Source organism: Pseudomonas sp. FG6, from assembly GCF_057809015.1.
In genome coordinates this window covers 1-18,753 of the sequence record NZ_JBMDJD010000019.1, presented here as the reverse complement: position 1 = coordinate 18,753, position 18,753 = coordinate 1, and the positions used below count along the sequence as shown (strand labels likewise).

Below are 18,753 nucleotides of genomic sequence, written 5' to 3'. Positions count from 1 at the left end.
CTGGAACTCAGGGCTGGAAGCTTTCAATGCGCGATAGAGCCGTTGGAAGGCAATGAGAAATCACTGCTTCCGCCGTCTTTCACCGATCATTCACCGATCACCCTTCCGGACGCTCCTGTGCCCGGAAATGGCGCGCAATTATCATGACGCCGGGCGAGAAGTGTCAATAACCCGTTAACGGTAGGAAAAAACCATTTCAGATGAACGGTAATCGCCATTTTATTGGCACTCCGCACTTGAGAAACGAGTTCAAGGGTGAAGTCGGTGCCAAGGAAGCCGGTAAATGGCGCCTGGAAGGCAAGGAATACATCGTCAAGGACGGCGACGTGATGCACTTGCGCTTCAACGTCTAAGCGTTGTTAGCTTCAAGAAAGCCGCGTTGATTCGCGGCTTTCTTTTGGGTGCTTTGCTCATTCTTTGCGAACCGGCCGGGTGCTTTCCCATGGATCCCACAATGGTTCGGTGTCGTGCGTGAATCTTGCAGTCACACCGCTAGAACAGATAGCCCATATAGATCGCCGCGCCACCACCAGCCTGGAGGCCAGCGTTCACCCCCGCCATGACCACCGCGCCCTTGGCTGAGCGTGCCAGTTGGCGGTTGACCGTGGTCGAAGCGATGAGCGACGTTGCCGGGTTGGAGCTCAGGGCCACCGACAACGCCAGCAACTTGGGATCGAGCCCGAACAGCAGGGCCGTGGCCGAACCGCCGATCCCTAGGCCCACGCCCACTTCGGTATACATGCAAGGACCGGTGATGTCGTCACTGCGCAGGTCGCGGTCGACCAGGGCGTCGCTGACAAACACCTTGCCAGTGCTGGGAAACGCCTCGGCCGCACCGACCCCATTGACGCCCTTCCCCTTGATCTGGATATTAATCTTGCCGAAGCGCGGCAGCCTGGCGCCAAACCCGACCCCCACGCCAACCCCGCCATAGCGGTAGCTGACGTCTTCGCCTTGGGGGGAGCGCAGGATAATCGAACCACCACTGCCAGCCACCATGACTACGGTCAGACCACCGCCGCTTGCGGTCTGGTACTGCCAGCGACTTTCATTAACCGGAAGTGGGATGTTGTAGGTCATACGTTCAACGTCCTTTATTTGAATGATCCGCATCGCGACCGCGTTGGCGGGTGGCTTTCAGCAGGCCGACAAGAGTGAACACCAAGCCGATGAAACCCAGCACCCCGGAAGTGCCCCACAGTGCCGTTGGGGCATCGACGATGGCGCTGGCCGTCGGCTGCTCGGGCAGGTAATGCACCCGCACCGGCTGGTCCTTCTGATAGCCGAAGATAAAGCCACCCTGAGGGTAGGAAACTCTTTCACCGCTGACTGTGGTGAAGGCGATCTCAGGATGCGAGCCACCTGCATTCAAGTGACTGACGACGCCATCGACAGTCTGTGCCCGGGTGAGGAAGTCGCGGCGGTCGAGTGTGAGATTGACGGCAATGCCCAGCAAGCCAATGCCAATCAGCGCAAAAAGCAGGCCCAGGAATATCGTCCCGATGCGTGACGGGGTGTCGTTAGCCATGGCTTGTCCCGATATTCATCCATGAAAGAAGACGGCGAGGATAACAAAAGCCTGCTATGCCGTATTACTTTCCATTCGAGGTTTGATCCCGTGGCGAGAGAACTTGCTCCCTCGTCACGGATGTCCATCAGCCCCTCTTGACCTTGAAACGCCCCAGCACCCGCTGCATCAGCGAGGCCCGCTCCGAAAGGTCGCGGGCCGCCAGCGCGCATTCCTGCGAGCTGGAATGGTTCTTCTGGGTGACTTCATCGATCTGCTCAAGCCCGACGCTGGCCTGTTGCAAACCCGACGCCTGCTCGCTGGAAGCCTGATAGATCAGCGACACCAGGCTGGACACCGCGCTGGTGCCATTGACAATGTTCTTGAGCGACTCGGCGGTCCGGCCTGCGATGATCATGCCGCGTTGGGTCTTGTTCGAGGAGTCGGCGATCAGGGCGGCCGTTTGCTGCGCGGCCTCGGCGCTGCGGGCCGCCAGGCTGCGCACTTCATCGGCCACCACGGCAAACCCGCGTCCGAGCTCACCCGCCCGGGCAGCCTCGATGGCCGCGTTCAAGGCCAGCAGATTGGTTTGGGCGGCGATGTTATCGATGGTGGTGATGATCGCGGTGATGTCCTTGCCCGAATTGTCGATTTCAGCCATGGCGGCAATCAGCTCGCTCATCAACTTGTCGCTCTCCCCTGCGTCGGCGCGTGATGCCTGGGATTGCTCATCGGCCTTCTTGGCGTTGGCGGCGTTGTCCCGGGTCTGGGCAGCCATTTGCGTCATCACGGCACTGATTTCAGTGATGGACGAGGCTGAGTTGGAGGCGCCATCGGACAACGACTGGCTCAGGTCGGTGACCTGCGCCGAACTGCCGGTGATCTGGGTAGCACTGGCCTGGACCTCGGAAATCAGCTGGTTCAGGTTGCTGACCATCTTCTCCAGCGACTTGCCCAAGGTGTCATGGGGGGACGACAGGCGCACCTCCAGGTCCAGGTCGCCTTCGGAAATACGCTCGGCCACCCGCACCTGCCGTTGCAGGCTTTCGGACATGTCGTTCAGCGCGGCAGACAATTGCCCGACCTCATCCTCGGACTTCTGTACCAGGCGCCGGGAAAAGTCGCCCAGGCTGATATTCGCCGCCAAGGCAGCCGCCTCGCGAATCGGCCCGACGATTTTCGCCGCAGCGAACCACAGGGCAGCCAGGGCCAGCAGCGAGATGCCCAGCCCGACCGAGACCTGCCAGATGCTGTTGTTGAGGCTGCGCGCTTGCAGTTCCTGCTCCAGGGCAATTGCCTGGCTCATGACCACAGCCTTGGGCAGACGGATCAGCACCGCCCAGGGCTTGCCAGTGCGCCCGAGTTCGATGGGCATCAGCACTTCGATGTCCTGGGTTTGCGGATTGAGCTGGCCGTTGCCACGTCCCTCGCGGACATCGCCAAGCACCTTTTCCCAGGCCTCGGGCAACAGGGCCTTGATGGGCTGGCCGATCAGGTCGGTACGCCGGCTGTCCGCGACCACCAGCCCCTGGTTGCTGATGATGGACACCGAGCCCTGGCCATCGTACAGGCCGGCAGACATCTGCTCGCTGAGCTTCTGGATGAACGCAATGTCGAAGTCCGCCCCGACCACGCCATGGAACTTGCCATTGACCACGATCGGCACCGACAACGTGGTCAGCCAGACATTCTTGCCCTGGACCACATAGGGGATGGGGTCCAGCACGCTTTCCTTCAGGGTGTCCCGTGGACCGGTGTACCAGCCCCCTTTTGGCACCCCGTTGGGATGACGGTCCGGCGAGTCGTATTCAACCAGCGGCTGAACGGCCAGGTGCCCGCCGGCACCGCGTGTCCAGTAGGGCGTGAAACGCCCGGTCTGGGCATTACTGCCGTCCGCGGCATTCCGGAAGGCAAGGTCCTGCCCGTCCAACGCGTCGGGCTCCCAGCAGGAATAGGTGCCGTTGAAATCCGGGTTGTCCTTGAGCACGCCGAGCAAGACGCTGTTGATCTGCTCGCGGCCCAAAGCCAGGGGGCTTTGCGAAGCCTTGCCGGCGGCAAAGGTGTTGGCCAGGGTGCGGGCCGCATCCAGCGCATTCTGCAGTTTGGCCTGGATGGCGTTGGCCCGGGATTCGGCCAGGTTCTGGATTTCCCGGATCGTCGCTTTTTCAACCAGTGCCGACACTTCGCTGGCAACGTACTGCTCATTCGCACGGGCAGTAAAGAGCCCATAGACAATCAGGCTGACCGATGAAACAAACAGGCACACGCCTGCCGTGACACATATACGTGCCTGCAATGACTTGAACTTCATATCGACCCCTGCCTGATTCTATTTATGGCCAACGTCAAAGACGGCAGCATCAACTTGTGCACGACGCGACAGATAACAATCAACTGCTGCTGTTTTTACCGCACAGAGGCAAACCCCCTCGGCAAGCGCGGCGATACAGCGGGTTTAAAGGTATTGCAACGTGGCAGGTGGGGGCGCAGATTCATTGCCAGCCAACGAAGTTGACCGTCAGGGTATTCAAGGAAAAACCGAAAGCCTTATCTTCAGGAAAACAAGGGCGATGGTTGGAAAGAATGTGAAACCTGCTTTTACAGTAACCACAGGGTCACCCTTGAATAAGGCCGCAGAGTCCATTCAAACCAATAACCACGAAGACAAGTTAGCACGCTCAAACTTGATACAAAATCAACTTAAGGCTTAGACAAAACAGTACTTTGGTCGTAATGCGCGCTGACAGGCCGGGGCGGCGGCGCTCGGCGACCGCCCGGCAGGGTCCTTACTGCTCGTATTTGCCGCGAGTGAAGAACAACGAAGCCCCCGCGCCGATCGCCGCGATGGCAAAGATGCCGAGGTCGATGCCGCCCATGAAGGGCGGCAGCGCGAACATCACCCCGAAGCCCAGGAGGACCAGGGCGATGCCCAGCCATGTCCTGAGCACTTGGCGCCTGGGGAAAAAGTACAGGAGCACGATGCCCAGGCCGGCCAACGCATACTGACTGTAGAGACTCATGGGCCTACGCCCCTTGGGACTTGATGATCATGGAGGATGTCGAGCGTTGCGGCCCGATGCCGCCGTTGACCTGGGCGTCCAGGCTGACGATGACATCGCCGGCGTGATAGGACGGCAACTTGCCCTTGACCAACTCCCGGCCAAAATAGCCGGCCGCCGGTCCCGCCGCAAAACCAATGAAAGGCACCTTGGCGCCTGCCGCCGTAAAGATCCCGGCGGTGATGTTGGCAATGCTCATGCGCTGGTCGTTGAGCAGGTCGCCCTGCTTGCGGGTCAGCGGGTTGGAGATACCGACCATCATCACGCAGGGCAAGTCTTTGGCCAGCATCTTGTCATACAGCTCGACCAGCAACCGACTGACCTCGAAATGGGCCGACTTCGCCTCGCCGAAATGAAGCGTGCGAAGACTGCCGCGGTCATTGGGCGTGATACTGAACCGGGTCACGCTGAAGACGATGCCGTGATTGGCGGTAAATTGATTCCTGTCGAAGTCCACTGCTCGCGTCCTTAACGAGTTCAAAAAGGGCGCGAAGTGTCCATCAGCCCGGCGATTTAGGCAAATGGCAATGCGCCCTTGGCAGGAGACTCAAGCCTTGCCGGTACGTGGCAGGAAAATCGCCAACACCCCCAGCAGCGGCAGGAACGAGCACAGCCAATACACATACTCGATGCCATGGATGTCTGCCAGGTGCCCCAGCAGCGCGGCGCCAATCCCGCCAAACCCGAACATCAGCCCGAAGAACACCCCGGCGATCATTCCGACGTTACCCGGCACCAACTCCTGGGCGTAGACCACGATGGCCGAGAACGCCGAGGCAAGGATGAAGCCGATGATCACGCTGAGGATGCTCGTCCATACCAGGTCCACGTGGGGCAGCAGCAAGGTGAATGGCGCCACGCCGAGGATCGAGAACCAGATCACCGCCTTGCGGCCGATGCGGTCACCGATCGGGCCACCAAAAAACGTTCCCGCCGCCACCGCGGCGAGGAACAGGAACAGGTACAACTGCGAAGAAGCCACCGACAGGTCGAACTTCTCGATCAGGTAAAAGGTGAAGTAACTGGTGAAGCTGGCCATGTAGAAATACTTGGAAAACACCAGCAGCCCCAGTACCACCAACGCGCCCAACACCCGATGCCTGGACAGGCCGTGGGTGGCCGCCTGGCCTTGCTTGAGCTTGAACAGGCTCAGGTGGTTGGCGTACCAGCGGCTGATGCGATACAGCACGAACAGCGCAAACACCGCGAACAAGCCAAACCAGGCCACGTTGCCTTGCCCGTAGGGAATGATGATCGCGGCGGCGAGCAAAGGGCCGAAAGCAGAGCCGGCGTTGCCACCGACCTGGAACGTCGACTGCGCCAGGCCGTAGCGTCCACCCGAGGCCAGCCGCGCGATACGCGACGCTTCCGGGTGGAAGGTCGACGAGCCGATGCCGATCAGCGCGGCGGCCAGCAGAATCAAGGCGAAACTGCCGACCATGGACATCATCACGATGCCGATCAGCGTGCACACCGTCCCGGTGGGCAGCAGCCATGGCTTGGGATGCCGGTCGGTGTAGTAGCCAACCCAAGGCTGCAACAGCGAAGCGGTCAGCTGGAACGTCAGCGTGATCAGGCCCACCTGGGTGAACGTCAGGCCATAGCTGGCCTTGAGCAGCGGATAGATCGAGGGCAGCACGGCCTGGATCAGATCGTTGATCAAGTGCGCCAGCGCCACGGCGCCGATGATGCGCAGCACCAACGGACTGCCTTGGGACGTGGCGGGAATGGACCGGGTGTCGGCCTGGGTATCACTGGTAGCCATGGGAAGTTTCCATACGACAGATGGGTGCACGCGGGCAGGTCCGTCAATGTGCCATTTTTCGGTGCAACAAGGCCATCCCCTTAGCTTGCTATCGAACTGGAAAGTTGTCGGATTCCAAGGTGATAGCGCAACGCCATGGTCTGAATCTTGCCTTCTCAATAGGCGAGAACGCGGCCTCTTACAAAGGGGACCGAGAATGGGAAGTTTCGCTACAGAGCAGGCCAACCGAGCCGATTTGGACAAACTTTCGAGGCCTTTTAAAAGGGCACCCGCTTCAGCACGTGTGTAAAAACGCACAATAAGAGTGCAAAGGGTGTCCAGGGGAGTATGGGCATGCAGGCTTTTCTATCACCGGGTATCGGATTGTTGGGGCGCTTCGGCTTTGCCCGCAAATTCCAGTTGTTGTTCTTGCTCTTCATCCTGCCCCTCATGGGCAGCCTGTGGATAATCGGACAGGACTATCGCGACAAACTCAGCCTGATCTCCGGGGAACGTACCGGGGTACGCCAGTTGCTGGCGCTGGATAACCTGGACAACCTGCTCACCGCCCAGCGCGACCGCGCGGCCCGCTGGCGCGCCACCGAAACCAATCGACAGCCAACGCCGGCAACGCTCGCCGCCATGGGCGCGTTCGACGCCGTGCAACCGGCCCTCAACCAGGCCGTCACCGACCTGGGCACGACGTTGCAGAACGAAGGCGCCCAAGCCGATACCCTCGCCCGCTACCAGGCCCTGCAAAGCAGCCTCAATGGCCTCGACTCAAAAAGCCTGGGCGCCGTAGGCTGGTGGCCGGATGGTTACGACCGCTTCACTGCGGCCCTCAGCGCCCTGCAAGCCTTGCGCGAGCAAATGGTCATGGACAATCGCCTGACCCTCGCTTCGTGGCTGGAGACTTATTTGCTGACGCAGATCGCCACCCAGCAGACACCCGACCTGATCGAACGGGTCGGCCGCCTGGCCAGCGTCGGCCAGGCCTCCGTGGTGTCGGGCCAGTTCACCTTGCAGAGCCGCCTGCAATTGCGGGATCTGCGCAGTCGCATCGGCGACGCCCGGGATCAACTGGTCAAGACCGGCGCCTTGCTGCAAACCCGCCTGCCCAGCGAACTGCAAACCTGGGCCGGTCAGTTCCAGGACAGCCTCAAGCATCTGGATGCAGGTTTGAAGGTGCTGGATGACGGCGTGTTTGGCGGCGCCATCACCCTCAAGCCGGAAGACTTCGAAAAAAACATGGATGCCCTCCTGGGCGACCTGGCGACCCTGCGTCAACAGTCCCTGCTCGCGTTGGACACCCGCCTGGATCACTACCATGGCTCGGCGATCCGCCAGTTCAGCCTGGTGGCGACCGTGCTCGGCTGCCTGCTGTTGGCGGCGCTCTATCTGTTCATCTGCCTGCAAGCGTCGATCCGGCGCAGCGCCAGCGGCATCACCCTGCTCGCCGAAGCCCTGCGTGACGGTAACCTGAGCCTGCAGGTTCCGGTGCAGGGTCGTGACGAACTGGCAGCCATCAGCACCGCCCTGAACGTGGCAGTGGTGCAATTGCGTAACAGCCTGCTGGGGGTGGACCACGAAACGTTGCAGTTGAGCGATGCCGTGCGCACCCTCAATACCCACTCCAGTGGTGCCTTGGGCGAAGTCGAAGCCCAGCAGTTGCAGATCAGCCAGATCGCGGCCGCGGCGACACAACTGGCCGCCACCTCCCAGGGCGTGGCGAAAAGTTGCGAGCAGGCCTCCGACAGCGCCCAACAGACCCGGCAGATCGCCGCCGACAGCAGCCGCGACAGCCAACGCACCACCGCGAGCATCCAGCAGCTCAACCAGCGGCTCAACGAAACCGCTGCCGCGCTGGGCCGAGTCAGCGAGCAGGGGCAGCAGATCCAGTTGGTGGTCGACACCATTCGTGGCGTGGCCGAGCAGACCAACCTGTTGGCCCTCAATGCCGCCATCGAGGCCGCCCGCGCAGGTGAGCAGGGCCGTGGTTTTGCGGTGGTGGCCGACGAAGTGCGCAGCCTGTCGCAACGCACCCAGTCCTCCACGCAACAGATTGCCGGCACCGTCGACAGCCTGCGCGCCACGGTCAACGAAGCCGTCAGTTTGATGGAGGCCGCGTGCGGCCAGGCCCAGACCGACGCCCAAGCCGTCACCGGCCTGGGTGAGCGCCTGGGGGAAATCGCCAGCGCCGTGCAAAGCGTCACCGACACCCTGGCGCAAATCGCCACCGCCGTGGACGAACAGGCCAGCGTGGCCGATGAAGTCAGCGGCAATATCCAGCAGGTCGACCAGGCCGCCATGCGCCTGCTCGACGGCGCGCGGGCGGTGAACCTGGCGGCGGATACCCTGAGCCAGGGCAGCCAGGCATTGAGTGCCAATACGGGGAGATTTCAACTCGGTTGACGAGTATTTGCAGCGAGGACGGATAAGCGGTTGAAAGCGCAGAGGAATATTTCAGATTTGCGCTTGACACATCTTCGTTACCAGCGAATAATGCGCGCCACTTGGCTACATAGCTCAGTTGGTTAGAGCATAGCATTCATAATGCTGGGGTCCGGGGTTCAAGTCCCTGTGTAGCCACCAAGTACCGATCCATAGATGTCTACAGCAGTCTATGAATCACCTCAAGAAGCCCGCCTAGTGCGGGCTTTCTTGTTTCTGGCTGTCCACCTCTATCTACCCCTATCCTTCCCCACCGTGTATGCCCACGTGTATGCTTCAGAACTAATTGAACTGGAGGCATACACGGATGAAACGCGCCGATATCAAGCGACGCCCTCTCGCTGATACAACACTTTCCAGCCTGGAGCCTGAGGCCGGGGCATACCGCGAACTAGACAGCCCTGGGCTGTATTTCAGGGTCAAACCAAACGGCCAGAAATCTTGGGAATTACGCTACAAGAAACCGGACGGCAAATGGTCTTGGCTAGGTCTCGGCGGCTATCCAGAAGTAAGCGGCGCCTTCGCTCGGCAGAAAGCGGCAGAGCTGCGAGCTGACGCCTCAGAGGGCAAGAACCCAATCATCTCCAAGAAGGCTCGTCAGGCGGCTGACATTGACGCAGCCAATGACACATTTGAAGCACTAGCCAGGGAATGGCATACGTCTCGCCTCAGCGGCTGGGATGCTGGGACTGCCAAAAGAATACTCGGCGCACTCGAACGCCACGTGTTCCCCTCGCTAGGTAAACGCCCCTATACCTCGATCATGTCTATGGAGTGGATGGAACTATTGAGAGGACTTGAGCGCCAGGGGATTTTGGAACAGATGAGCCGCGTGAGGGCTTACTGCAAAGATATCTATGACCTGGCTCGCGTAACCGGCAGAGCCGTCAACAATCCCTTGGAGGGCGTGCATAAGTTTCTGTCATCGGGAAAGGCAGAGAACTACGCTCATGTCTCACCTGACGAGCTTCCTCAGTTACTCAGAGCGATACGTTCCTATCCGCATGCCAAAGATGTTCAGCTTGGCCTGCGGCTGTTGACCCTGATGGCAGTCCGTCCCAGCGAACTTCGCGAAGCTCATTGGTTGGAGTTCGACTTCGACAAAAAACTGTGGACAGTGCCTGTCGAACGCAAGGGACGTAAAAAAGGCCGCGAACATCTGGTGCCGCTATGCACTCAGGCCGTAGATGCCCTTTTGGAGCTTCGGCAACTTACCGGGGCATACCCTCTTCTGTTCCCAGGAAGAAGTGATCGCACCAAACCCCGAAGCGACACCGTATTTCTCATGGCGCTCAGGCGCCTTGGTTACGAAGGCCGCCAGACCGGTCATGGCTTCCGCCACATCGCCAGCACCATCCTCAATGAGCATGGTTACCCCGCTGACCATATCGAGGCCCAACTCAGTCACAAGGCACAAGGTGTCCGAGGGATTTACAACAAAGCCCAGTATCTTGAACAGCGCACAAAGATGATGCAGTGGTATGCGGATCATCTTGATGCACTTGAAGCCGGAAATGTTATTCAAGGTCAGTTCGGTAAGGCTGTATGAGCACCTACCATACCCCCGAGAAAATCCATGTTACGGGTGTTACTCGTGTAACTAACCTCGCCAGACGCCCATTTTCATTGGGCCTCACGCCTGTTACACGCCCGCGCAAACATCCGTACACCGCGTGTGACACTGCCTCAATGTGTAACGCGTCTATCCCCCCTAACTCACTGCGGGCTGACGTTAGACGTGTCTGGTCATCGAGCGACTCACGCTGGTTTCACTTGCGGCACACAGGGCGCGGGATGAAGCGCGACACAACGCCTAAGGCGCTCGGCCATGGCTGATCATCAATCACTAGTAGATTCCGCGTTTACCTCGGGGCTAATGAGTTTTCTCTCGGCACAGCCGCTATACGAGCTCTGCCGTGAACAGATTCATGACGTGTGCTTTTTGATCGAACAATGCTGCCTTCGCGTTCGCGACGACAGCAACGACTTCGATCCCAGCAGTCTCTGCATTAAGACGACAATGCATGAAGAGGCAATTTTTCAGTATGCCTCCACCGACACCAGAGCACGTCTCGCCCACTGGGTTCGTCAATACGGCGAGTGTGGTACGGCTTCGGATCGAGATGCCCACGCAGCCTACATCATGGCTTGTGCTGTGAAAGCGCTGGGGGAGCTAAACGACTGGATGCGAACAACAGATCAAAAGGCTTGGTCTCATCTTTCAGAGCCTCCGACCGACTGGCCGAGGGAACTCTACTGTCAGTTTGTAGAGATACAGGCCAATCCAGATGAGCGCATTGAAGCGCTCGATCAGTACGTCCTTCACCTGGAGCCAATCATATCCCTGCCCTGCTTGATTGATGATGAACTGACGCCCGTCGCTGATCGAGCGAGCAAGAATGCGACTCGCAAAAAAGGCGGCATCATCAGCGGTATGGAGCGTAGCAAGGACACCAGTGCCCGAGATGCTGCAATTGTTAAGCAAGGCATGCACTACCTGGCGAAAGGCATGCAGGAGCGAAACATCCCAACCGCCGTGCATGCTTGGCTGGAACGTGAAGTTGCTAGACCGCTAAAACAGCGTCCCGAGTGGATCGCCCTCGAAACGGAAAAAGCACTCACGCGCAAAAGCGTAGAGGCCATTCTCAAACGCAATTTCGTTCTGTAACTGAAATTTCAATTGGAAGTGAACTGCTCACCGCACTTCACCGCCTAGATCATTGCTCTCGTCAGTCCAAACCAATCGAGAGCAATACCTATGAATACCTCAATCACCGGCCTTTCCCGCAAGGCTCCTGCAAATTCCCCCTCGCTGTTTGATGCCACCTCGACGTTGATCCGCATGCGTGAAGTCGAAGGCATCGTAGGGATGAAACGGTCCACCATCTACAAGCTGATGCAGCGTCCTGACTGCGGCTTTCCTCAGCCCGTCAAACTGAGCAACAGCAATGCTCGCGGTGCGCCGGTCGCCTGGGTTCTATCTGAAGTCCAAGCATGGGCACGCAGCCGCATCGAGGCTCGTGATCAGGTGGCCGCATGAGCCGCAAGATCGCCAACAAAGCCCTGATGCACCCCTTCTCCATTCTTCGCCAGATCGGCTTTTCGCCCCGCCTCATGCAGCGCCTGGAGCGCTATCGCAGCCAGCAGGACAAACAAGGTCGCGTGGTCAGCGTACTCAGCTGGGCCGACGGTACCTGGTGCGCGCTCTCCCTTCACTGCGAAAAGACCGGGGCGGTGATCGTCGACGAAGGCCAGCAAGCGGAAGCCTATGAAGATGCCCGCTCGATGCTCCAAGGCGGTTTCCTGCCCCTGCTTTCCCTGCGCTTCGACTTTCATGCCTGAAACGAAAACGCCTCCGGGGGCGATCCGGAGGCGTTGAGGTAAATCTACATGCCCGAACAATTTATGCCACACCTGAAAAATCTGCAAGCCACCCGCCTAGTTGCACTTTTGGAGAACGGACGTTACTCTCAGGTCGTCGCTGCAAAATCAGCGACCGGACTTGGCCGTCCGAATTGCAAAAGGCGCACAAGCGCCCTCCATCCGATAGCAGGCGCTTTTTTTGTGCCCGTCGTATCGTGTTATGGCGGCTGTGCGTGGGACACCTTCGGGTGTGCCGGGTCCCTTTTGCCCCGGTCGGCCAACCCGCGTACAGCTGTCACCTTTCCTTGCTTGGCCGCAAGCGGTGGCAGCTCCTCAGCAAAAGGAGCTCCAAATGCACGCCGTCAATCCGTCCAAAATTCGCGCCGCTGCACACCGTGCAATGGCTCTCGCCGCTCTACACGCCAACTCCAGCCTCGCTACTCGTCTTGCCCGTTACAACGCCCATATGGTCAAAGCTCGCGCTCTCGAAGCCGCAGGCGGTGCCCGATGAATTCCTCTCTCAGCTTCGCCTTGCCCGAAGACCTGCTCTGCGTCAGCAAAGACATCGAAAAGGGTGTCCCGGTTGATGCAATCACCTGCGCTATCAACCGCGCAGAATCCGTACTGATGTTGCTTGAGGACCATTTCGAAAGCGAAAGCGACAGACCACGCCTAGCCAATCACGTCCTGGCCGCTGTTATTTGGGATGTCCGGGGCACCCTGGGACTGATTAAAACCCTGACCCTGCACGGTGACACCACGTCTGTTCCGATGGATCAGAAAGGCGGTGCCGTATGAGCGCTCACACCACACTAGGCCGAGCATCGTTTTTCAATAAAACCTCCGGCCAGGGCGTGTTTCGAGTGAATGCGGGCATTCCTATTGAGGACGCACTCGAAACGGTTTCGCTTCTCCAGCATTACGCCAATCAACTCACGCTCGATGCCGCCATGAGTGATAAAGGTGAGCGCTACAGCTGGTGCGCGCTTTACCTCGGCGAAATGGCAAAAGCGCTGATCGATGACGTAAACGATGCCATGTTTATGCCGGGGGCCGATACATGACCCAGCGCATGAACAGCCCAACAAAACGCCCTAGCTTTGCCGACGTGAAAAGCGCCGCACTCAAGGACATTGATCGCGTGCTGTCTCACTGGCTGCCCAACGGCAAGCGTGTCGATGGCGGCAAGGAATACACCGCCCCCAATCCGACCCGCACGGACAACCGTGCCGGGTCGCTCAAGGTCAATCTGAGCAAAGGCACTTGGGCGGACTTTGCTACCGGTGACAAGGGCGGCGACCTGATCGACCTGGTGCGCTACCTCGACGGCGGCACAGACGTCGAAGCCTGCAATAAGCTGGCGGATCTGCTGCACGTGTCGGCAGGCGCCGCACGGTCCAAGCCAACATCGAGCAAAAGCAAAGCACCGGAATGGATCGCCATCCAGCCGATCCCGGTCGAGGCCATGAACAAGTGCCCAGCCAAGCACCGGCAACACGGCGCGCCCTCCAAGGTGTGGATCTATCGCGATGCGCAAGGGCAGCCCCTTATGGCGCTTTATCGCTTCGACCTTGGGCCGGACGAAGACGGCAAGCCAAGGAAAGTCTTTGCACCGTTGACCTGGTGCCAACGCGCCGACGGCCAAACCATCCAATGGCGTTGGCAAGGTCTGCCCGATCCTCGCCCTCTTCTGCACCTGGACGAACTGTCGCAACGGCTCGATGCCCCGGTCGTGCTGTGCGAAGGCGAGAAAGCTGCCGACGCTGCCGCCGAGCTGATGCAGGGCTATGTGGCGACCTGCTGGCCGAACGGTTCCAACTCCTGGCATAAGGCCAACCTGACACCTCTCAAAGGGCGGTCGGTCTTGCTGTGGCCGGACAATGACTCCAGTGGTCAGAGCTGCATGGAGGCCGTCGCGGAAAAGCTGCGTGAAATCGGCGCCGCCTCAGTGCAAGCAATCGCCCTGGACGTCTTCAAACGCAAGCCCACGCTGAAAAATGGCACACCGATCTTTGCCAAAGGTGGTCAATGGGACGATGGAGACGATGCAGCCGACGCACTCGCCAAGGGCTGGACATCGGCCCACCTCGTCGAGCTGGAACGCACTGGCGAGCTGTTTGGCTCGGCGCCCGTCCCCGCTCCGGCCGGAGAAACCGAAACCAAGGTGCAGCCCAAACCCAAGCGGCCAGCCAAATCAAAAAACGACCTGCTGCCCGGTGGTTTTCGCCTGACGCCGGAAGGCGTGTTTTATTCCGGCGACGATGGCGAAGCGCGGCCTGTGTGTTCGCCTCTGGAGATCCTCGCACGCACCCGTGACGACAAGGGCCACAACTGGGGCTTGCTGGTCGAGTTCGACGATCCGGACGGCCAGAAAAAGCGCTGGAACATTCCGGCCCGTACCATGACCGGCGACTTCGGCAAGGATGTACTCGGCCCCCTTGTGGACATGGGTCTACGTCTGGCGGGCAGTCGCTCGGGACGTAACGCACGCAACGACCTGCAGAGCTATTTGCAGGGCTTTGACAGTGCGCAACGGGCTCGTTTGGTCACTCGGCTGGGCTGGCACGGGAATGCCTTCCTATTGCCCGAACGTCAGATCGGATCGCATGACGAGCACCTGCACTTCTATGAAGCCGGGGCACAACTCCCACCGATCAGCGAGTCCGGCACGCTGGAGCAATGGCAGGAGCAAATCGGCGCACTGTGCGTTGGTAACCATCGTCTAGCGTTCGTCGTCAGCGTGGCCTTTGCGGGACCGCTGTTGAATATGCTCGGTCACGAATCGGGCGGGTTTCACCTCTACGGCGACAGCTCCGGTGGCAAGACCACCCACCTGCAAGTGGCCGCCTCGATCTATGGCGGGCCACGTGTAGTGCGTTCCTGGCGCTCGACAGACAACGCCCTGGAGTCCATCGCCGCCGCGCATTCGGACAGGCTCCTGGTGCTGGATGAAATCGGCATGTGCGACCCGCGCATCATCGGCGAAACGGTGTACATGCTTGGCAATGGCACCGGTAAGGCTCGCGCCAATGATCGAGGACAAGCGGGCCGACAGGTACAGGAGTGGCGCTTGCTGTTTCTCTCGACGGGCGAGAAGACGTTGGCGCAGCACATGGCCGAAGCCAACAAGGAGCTAAAAGCCGGTATGGAGGTACGCATGCTCGCCGTACCAGCGGATGCCAGCAAAGGCTTGGGGATGTTCGACGTGTTGAGTGGCTTCGATGACGCAGCGGCCCTCTCTGACGCGCTCAAGGCTCGGGTAGCCAAATACTACGGCACGCCACTCACCGCGTTCCTGGCGGCCCTTTGCGAGCCCGGCAAGATGCACGGGTGGTCAACCATCCTGCGCCGTACTCTGGAAGGTTTCGTCGCCAAAGCCCTCCCTGCCTCGGCCAGCGGACAGGCACATCGAGCCGCTGCACGTTTTGGATTGGCCGCCGCAGCTGGAGAGCTGGCGACCGCTCTCGGCATCACCGGTTGGCCCGACGGCACCGCGACCACGGCCGCACGCGTATGCCTGAGCGCGTGGCTGAATGAGCGTGGCGGCGCTGGAAACCTAGAAGGCGATGCGATTTTGGCCCGTCTCCGGCAGATCATCGAGCGCTTTGGGGAAAGCCGCTTCACCCGCTGGGAAACCGCCGCCGCGAAGATCGATGAGCATGGGCCACGCACCATTGACCGCCTGGGCTTTCGCAAAACCCTGGAGCACGGCATGGGCGACACCATGCACACCACCCACACCTACTACGTGCTGCCCGAGGCATGGCGATCCGAGATCTTTCGGGGCATGAACATCAACGCCGTGAACAAAGAATTGCTGCACCGGGGTGTGCTGGAACCTGGTAGCGACGGCAAGGCATCGAGTTTGGTCCGGTTGCCCGGTTTAGGCCCGCAACGCTGCTACATCGTGAAGACGATACCGGGAACTGATGAGAGCGAGGCTCGGGCTGCCTGAAGGCCTCCCTACTGATCGAGGTAGCGCCGGCTCATTCCCGGCCTCGCCAGCCGCTCAACCCAACCCAATCGAATTACACAGAGACGAAACAATGAACGACATCCAAGAACTGAAAGACCGCCGTGAACAACTGACCTCCGAAGTGGAACGCCTGCGAGCCGAACTCTTGCACTATGAGACCACTCTCGCCGCCCCCGAGTCTATCCAGCGAGGCCGGGAGCGGGACGTGCAGGATCAGTACGCCGACCGGAAAAGAAAATGTGATTCACTGGACTTTGAAATTGATCGGTTGAATCAAAAAATTCTTCGACGCGAAAACATCGCCAATCACGAAACCCTGATGGCGGGCTACCGCGACGCCATGGCGACGTGGAAAGCCGACGAGCACGAGCTCAACGAAAAGCGGCAGAGTGTCAGCACCCGCCTGAATGAAATCCGTCAGCAAGCCACAGACGAAATGGCGAAAGCACGTCAAGCCGAGACAGAAGCGGCGACTGCCTACGCTCAGGCTGTCGCCTGGGGCGACACCGATGGCGAGAAGACCGCTAACGCTGACGCGCAAAAAGCCGCCAAAAACCTCGCGACGGTAGCCGAACAAAACCGTCGTCAGCAGCTGATGATCAGCGCTCTCGAACAAGAGCTGTCCACCATCGATCAACACATCGCTGAAGCACAGCAAGAACATCAAAAAATTGAGAACAAGGCGCTGCACCTCGCCAACGCAGTGCTTGAAGAGAAGTGGAATGAGGCGGCTCAGGCATTACTTGATGTTGGCGGGCAACTTTGCGCGGCGCGTCGAATGATCGACCGGGATCCTGTTGCGCTGCTCAAGCTCAACGTTCCAGAGCAAGGCGAAAATTTCAGCAGTTGGGACTGGAGTGACCTGTCGGAGCGTTCAGTGCGGTACAACGTGCAGGACGTGCTGGCCTTGTAACTAGCTCTACCGCTTTAAACAGCCCACGCGTGTGGGCTGTTTAAACAATACCCAAGAACAGCACTATGGACACTGCCATGCAAAACAGCCGAAGTCAGACCGACGATTTGAAGGCAAGAAAAGCCCACCTGAGCGCCCTGCTAAAGCTCATGGGCTCCCCATGGGTGAAGACCACCGCAATACAAAGCCTCACCGCCAACGCTATCAAAACAGAGTTGAACCTCATAGATCAGCAGTTGAAGCGCCGGAGTTAAACCAAGTGGAAGCCTATCCGGCTTCCCCTGCCTGCTCTATAGGTAATTGGTTGAGCCGACAGGTTTAACTGTTCAGTCCCACCCTCACATTGATTTGAAAAGACAGCTTTCGTTCACTCCGGTTCTCTGCGCTCCGAGTGGACTGCTGCAAGCAGCCTTACCCCCAACATCGTACGCTGGGCCGTGCCATTTGTTTTTTGAAAGAGATTCGCTTTTTCTATTTCATATTGCGCCAATGCGCTCGTGATGTAGTCATCCAAGCTCTTTATCCACTGGCCATTGCTGCAAAAGGAAAAGGCTTTTCCCCAACCCAGGATTACTCGGTCGATATTCTGTAACGCGCCAGAGTAGGACCCCTTTGCGGATATATCTCCAGCTTCGACACTGAACTTCATCATTCGTATCGATGCGTCTAGATCGGATTTGATCCGTTTCTTGAATCGCTCCCTCGTGGCTGTAGATGGCTGGATCAATCCTGCGGAAACGAAGCAACCCAAGAAATCGAATCCTCTAGCTGTAAGGCCCCTCGAGGCTTTGTCGCTTGTTGCTGAGGGCAGGTATGCTTCAAGTGAGAGCTTTTGAAGCTCAGTCTGCGCTTTGCTAAACGCACGATCTACACTGCCCATGTCCTTCCCGAGGATCAGGAAGTCATCGATATACCGAAGACAAGTGACCTCCCCATCGTTCATGACCCTGTCAAAGTCATACAGGTACAAATTGGCTATGAGTGGGGATAGGGGCGATCCTTGCGCTACACCCTCTATCCCGATGGGGAAAATCTCATCCAGACCCTGTCGTCGAAGCACGTCAATGTTCGCAAGGTCTGTGGTGATTGCCGCTCGGAATAATGCAATCGTGTCAGGGCATATGATGTGAGGAGCTACGAGTCTCATCACGCGGGCCTTGTCAATTCTAGTGAAGAACTCGGCGATATCTGACCTGATATGGAAGGTTGCGCCCTTGGCTATGGCTGCTTTGGTGTCGGCTATCGCCATCGAGACCCTTTTATTTTTTATGCCTCCGTAGCTCGTAGGGGTAGACAGCGCTTCTTTCACAAACTTAATACGTGATAAGGCGTCAAGTAGAGCCCGCTGGACGATCCGGTTGGGTATAGGTGAAAGCACAATCGGGCGAGAATTTCCGTTAGCTTTGATTTTCGCCACGCCGGTCTGCTTTTGGAAGATGAAGGTCTTCTTAGACAGCGCGCGCTGGATGTCGGAAAGCGACCGCGGAAGTTGGCTCTCGAAATCCTTAGCTTCGTTTCGGATAGTTTCGGATGATGAAGAAAAGGCGCTTTCTTTGACCTTCCTCCAAGCCGAATACAACGAATCCCCGCTATAGATTCTACGGTAAAGCGACGAGGCCACAAAAACTCCTTGTTTGTTGGGAGACACCAGTGAACTCTCACCCAACTGCTACAGGGGACCTTCAACCTTCGGGAGACCGCGAAGCCTTAACGGCGATCTTGGTCGCGACCCGGACAGCA

Annotated in this window: 17 protein-coding genes, 1 tRNA gene and 2 pseudogenes; 12 read left to right on the top strand and 8 right to left on the bottom strand. The window is 58.9% G+C overall.

What is annotated here, in order from left to right; all coding sequences use genetic code 11:
• Positions 1 to 245 precede the first annotated feature (245 nt).
• Positions 246 to 353: pseudogene (locus ACODSJ_RS14245) on the top strand (DUF933 domain-containing protein); the annotation flags it as partial.
• Positions 354 to 492: 139 nt separating this feature from the next.
• Here ACODSJ_RS14245 and ACODSJ_RS14240 read toward each other — a convergent pair.
• The 7 genes and pseudogenes from ACODSJ_RS14240 to ACODSJ_RS14210 all read right to left on the bottom strand — a co-directional run bounded on the left by ACODSJ_RS14240 (position 493) and on the right by ACODSJ_RS14210 (position 6,331).
• Positions 493 to 1,080, bottom strand: a complete 588-nt coding sequence (locus tag ACODSJ_RS14240) for a hypothetical protein (protein ID WP_489102331.1) — start codon at positions 1,078 to 1,080, stop codon at positions 493 to 495.
• Positions 1,081 to 1,084: 4 nt separating this feature from the next.
• Entirely contained in the window at positions 1,085 to 1,528 is a 444-nt protein-coding gene (locus tag ACODSJ_RS14235) for a DUF3592 domain-containing protein (protein WP_489102330.1), read from the bottom strand.
• A gap of 127 nt (positions 1,529 to 1,655) precedes the next feature.
• Complete coding sequence (locus ACODSJ_RS14230; protein WP_489102410.1) at positions 1,656 to 2,444, bottom strand: methyl-accepting chemotaxis protein; 789 nt, start codon at positions 2,442 to 2,444, stop codon at positions 1,656 to 1,658.
• A 111-nt stretch (positions 2,445 to 2,555) separates the two neighbouring features.
• Positions 2,556 to 3,818, bottom strand: a pseudogene (locus tag ACODSJ_RS14225) (methyl-accepting chemotaxis protein); the annotation flags it as partial.
• Between the two features lie 475 nt (positions 3,819 to 4,293).
• Entirely contained in the window at positions 4,294 to 4,527 is a 234-nt protein-coding gene (locus tag ACODSJ_RS14220) for a hypothetical protein (protein ID WP_489102329.1), read from the bottom strand.
• 4 nt (positions 4,528 to 4,531) lie between these two features.
• Positions 4,532 to 5,023 (bottom strand): hypothetical protein, encoded by a 492-nt coding sequence (locus ACODSJ_RS14215; RefSeq protein ID WP_489102328.1) that lies wholly within the window; start codon positions 5,021 to 5,023, stop codon positions 4,532 to 4,534.
• 90 nt (positions 5,024 to 5,113) lie between these two features.
• Positions 5,114 to 6,331, bottom strand: coding sequence for an MFS transporter (locus ACODSJ_RS14210; protein WP_489102327.1), 1,218 nt, complete (start codon positions 6,329 to 6,331; stop codon positions 5,114 to 5,116).
• Positions 6,332 to 6,664: 333 nt separating this feature from the next.
• Here ACODSJ_RS14210 and ACODSJ_RS14205 point away from each other — a divergent pair, with 333 nt between their 5' ends.
• The 11 genes from ACODSJ_RS14205 to ACODSJ_RS14155 all read left to right on the top strand — a co-directional run bounded on the left by ACODSJ_RS14205 (position 6,665) and on the right by ACODSJ_RS14155 (position 17,267).
• Complete coding sequence (locus ACODSJ_RS14205; RefSeq protein ID WP_489102326.1) at positions 6,665 to 8,722, top strand: methyl-accepting chemotaxis protein; 2,058 nt, start codon at positions 6,665 to 6,667, stop codon at positions 8,720 to 8,722.
• A 103-nt stretch (positions 8,723 to 8,825) separates the two neighbouring features.
• Positions 8,826 to 8,902: transfer RNA gene (locus ACODSJ_RS14200), tRNA-Met, on the top strand.
• A gap of 166 nt (positions 8,903 to 9,068) precedes the next feature.
• Positions 9,069 to 10,310, top strand: coding sequence for a tyrosine-type recombinase/integrase (locus ACODSJ_RS14195; protein ID WP_042956440.1), 1,242 nt, complete (start codon positions 9,069 to 9,071; stop codon positions 10,308 to 10,310).
• 279 nt (positions 10,311 to 10,589) lie between these two features.
• The gene (locus ACODSJ_RS14190) at positions 10,590 to 11,429 is read left to right on the top strand and encodes a hypothetical protein (RefSeq protein WP_489102325.1); all 840 of its coding nucleotides are present in this window, start codon (positions 10,590 to 10,592) and stop codon (positions 11,427 to 11,429) included.
• Between the two features lie 90 nt (positions 11,430 to 11,519).
• A complete protein-coding gene (locus ACODSJ_RS14185; protein WP_003205554.1) occupies positions 11,520 to 11,801 on the top strand; it encodes a helix-turn-helix transcriptional regulator in 282 nt (93 codons plus the stop codon).
• Positions 11,798 to 12,103, top strand: coding sequence for a hypothetical protein (locus ACODSJ_RS14180; RefSeq protein WP_010457909.1), 306 nt, complete (start codon positions 11,798 to 11,800; stop codon positions 12,101 to 12,103). Before ACODSJ_RS14185 ends, ACODSJ_RS14180 begins: the two co-directional genes overlap by 4 nt.
• A 528-nt stretch (positions 12,104 to 12,631) precedes the next feature.
• A complete protein-coding gene (locus tag ACODSJ_RS14175; RefSeq protein WP_010457912.1) occupies positions 12,632 to 12,922 on the top strand; it encodes a hypothetical protein in 291 nt (96 codons plus the stop codon).
• Positions 12,919 to 13,188 (top strand): DUF3077 domain-containing protein, encoded by a 270-nt coding sequence (locus ACODSJ_RS14170; RefSeq protein ID WP_053191857.1) that lies wholly within the window; start codon positions 12,919 to 12,921, stop codon positions 13,186 to 13,188. Before ACODSJ_RS14175 ends, ACODSJ_RS14170 begins: the two co-directional genes overlap by 4 nt.
• The gene (locus ACODSJ_RS14165; protein ID WP_489102324.1) at positions 13,185 to 16,079 is read left to right on the top strand and encodes a DUF927 domain-containing protein; all 2,895 of its coding nucleotides are present in this window, start codon (positions 13,185 to 13,187) and stop codon (positions 16,077 to 16,079) included. Before ACODSJ_RS14170 ends, ACODSJ_RS14165 begins: the two co-directional genes overlap by 4 nt.
• A gap of 91 nt (positions 16,080 to 16,170) precedes the next feature.
• Positions 16,171 to 17,013: a chromosome segregation protein SMC gene (locus ACODSJ_RS14160; protein WP_489102323.1), complete on the top strand. Its 843-nt coding sequence runs from the start codon at positions 16,171 to 16,173 to the stop codon at positions 17,011 to 17,013.
• Between the two features lie 65 nt (positions 17,014 to 17,078).
• Positions 17,079 to 17,267: a hypothetical protein gene (locus ACODSJ_RS14155; protein WP_489102322.1), complete on the top strand. Its 189-nt coding sequence runs from the start codon at positions 17,079 to 17,081 to the stop codon at positions 17,265 to 17,267.
• A gap of 113 nt (positions 17,268 to 17,380) precedes the next feature.
• Here the strand turns inward: ACODSJ_RS14155 and ACODSJ_RS14150 are convergent, their stop codons facing one another.
• Positions 17,381 to 18,634 carry a reverse transcriptase domain-containing protein gene (locus ACODSJ_RS14150; RefSeq protein ID WP_489102321.1) on the bottom strand — a complete coding sequence of 418 codons (1,254 nt, stop codon included), beginning with the start codon at positions 18,632 to 18,634 and terminating at the stop codon, positions 17,381 to 17,383.
• Between the last annotated feature and the right edge of the window lie 119 nt (positions 18,635 to 18,753).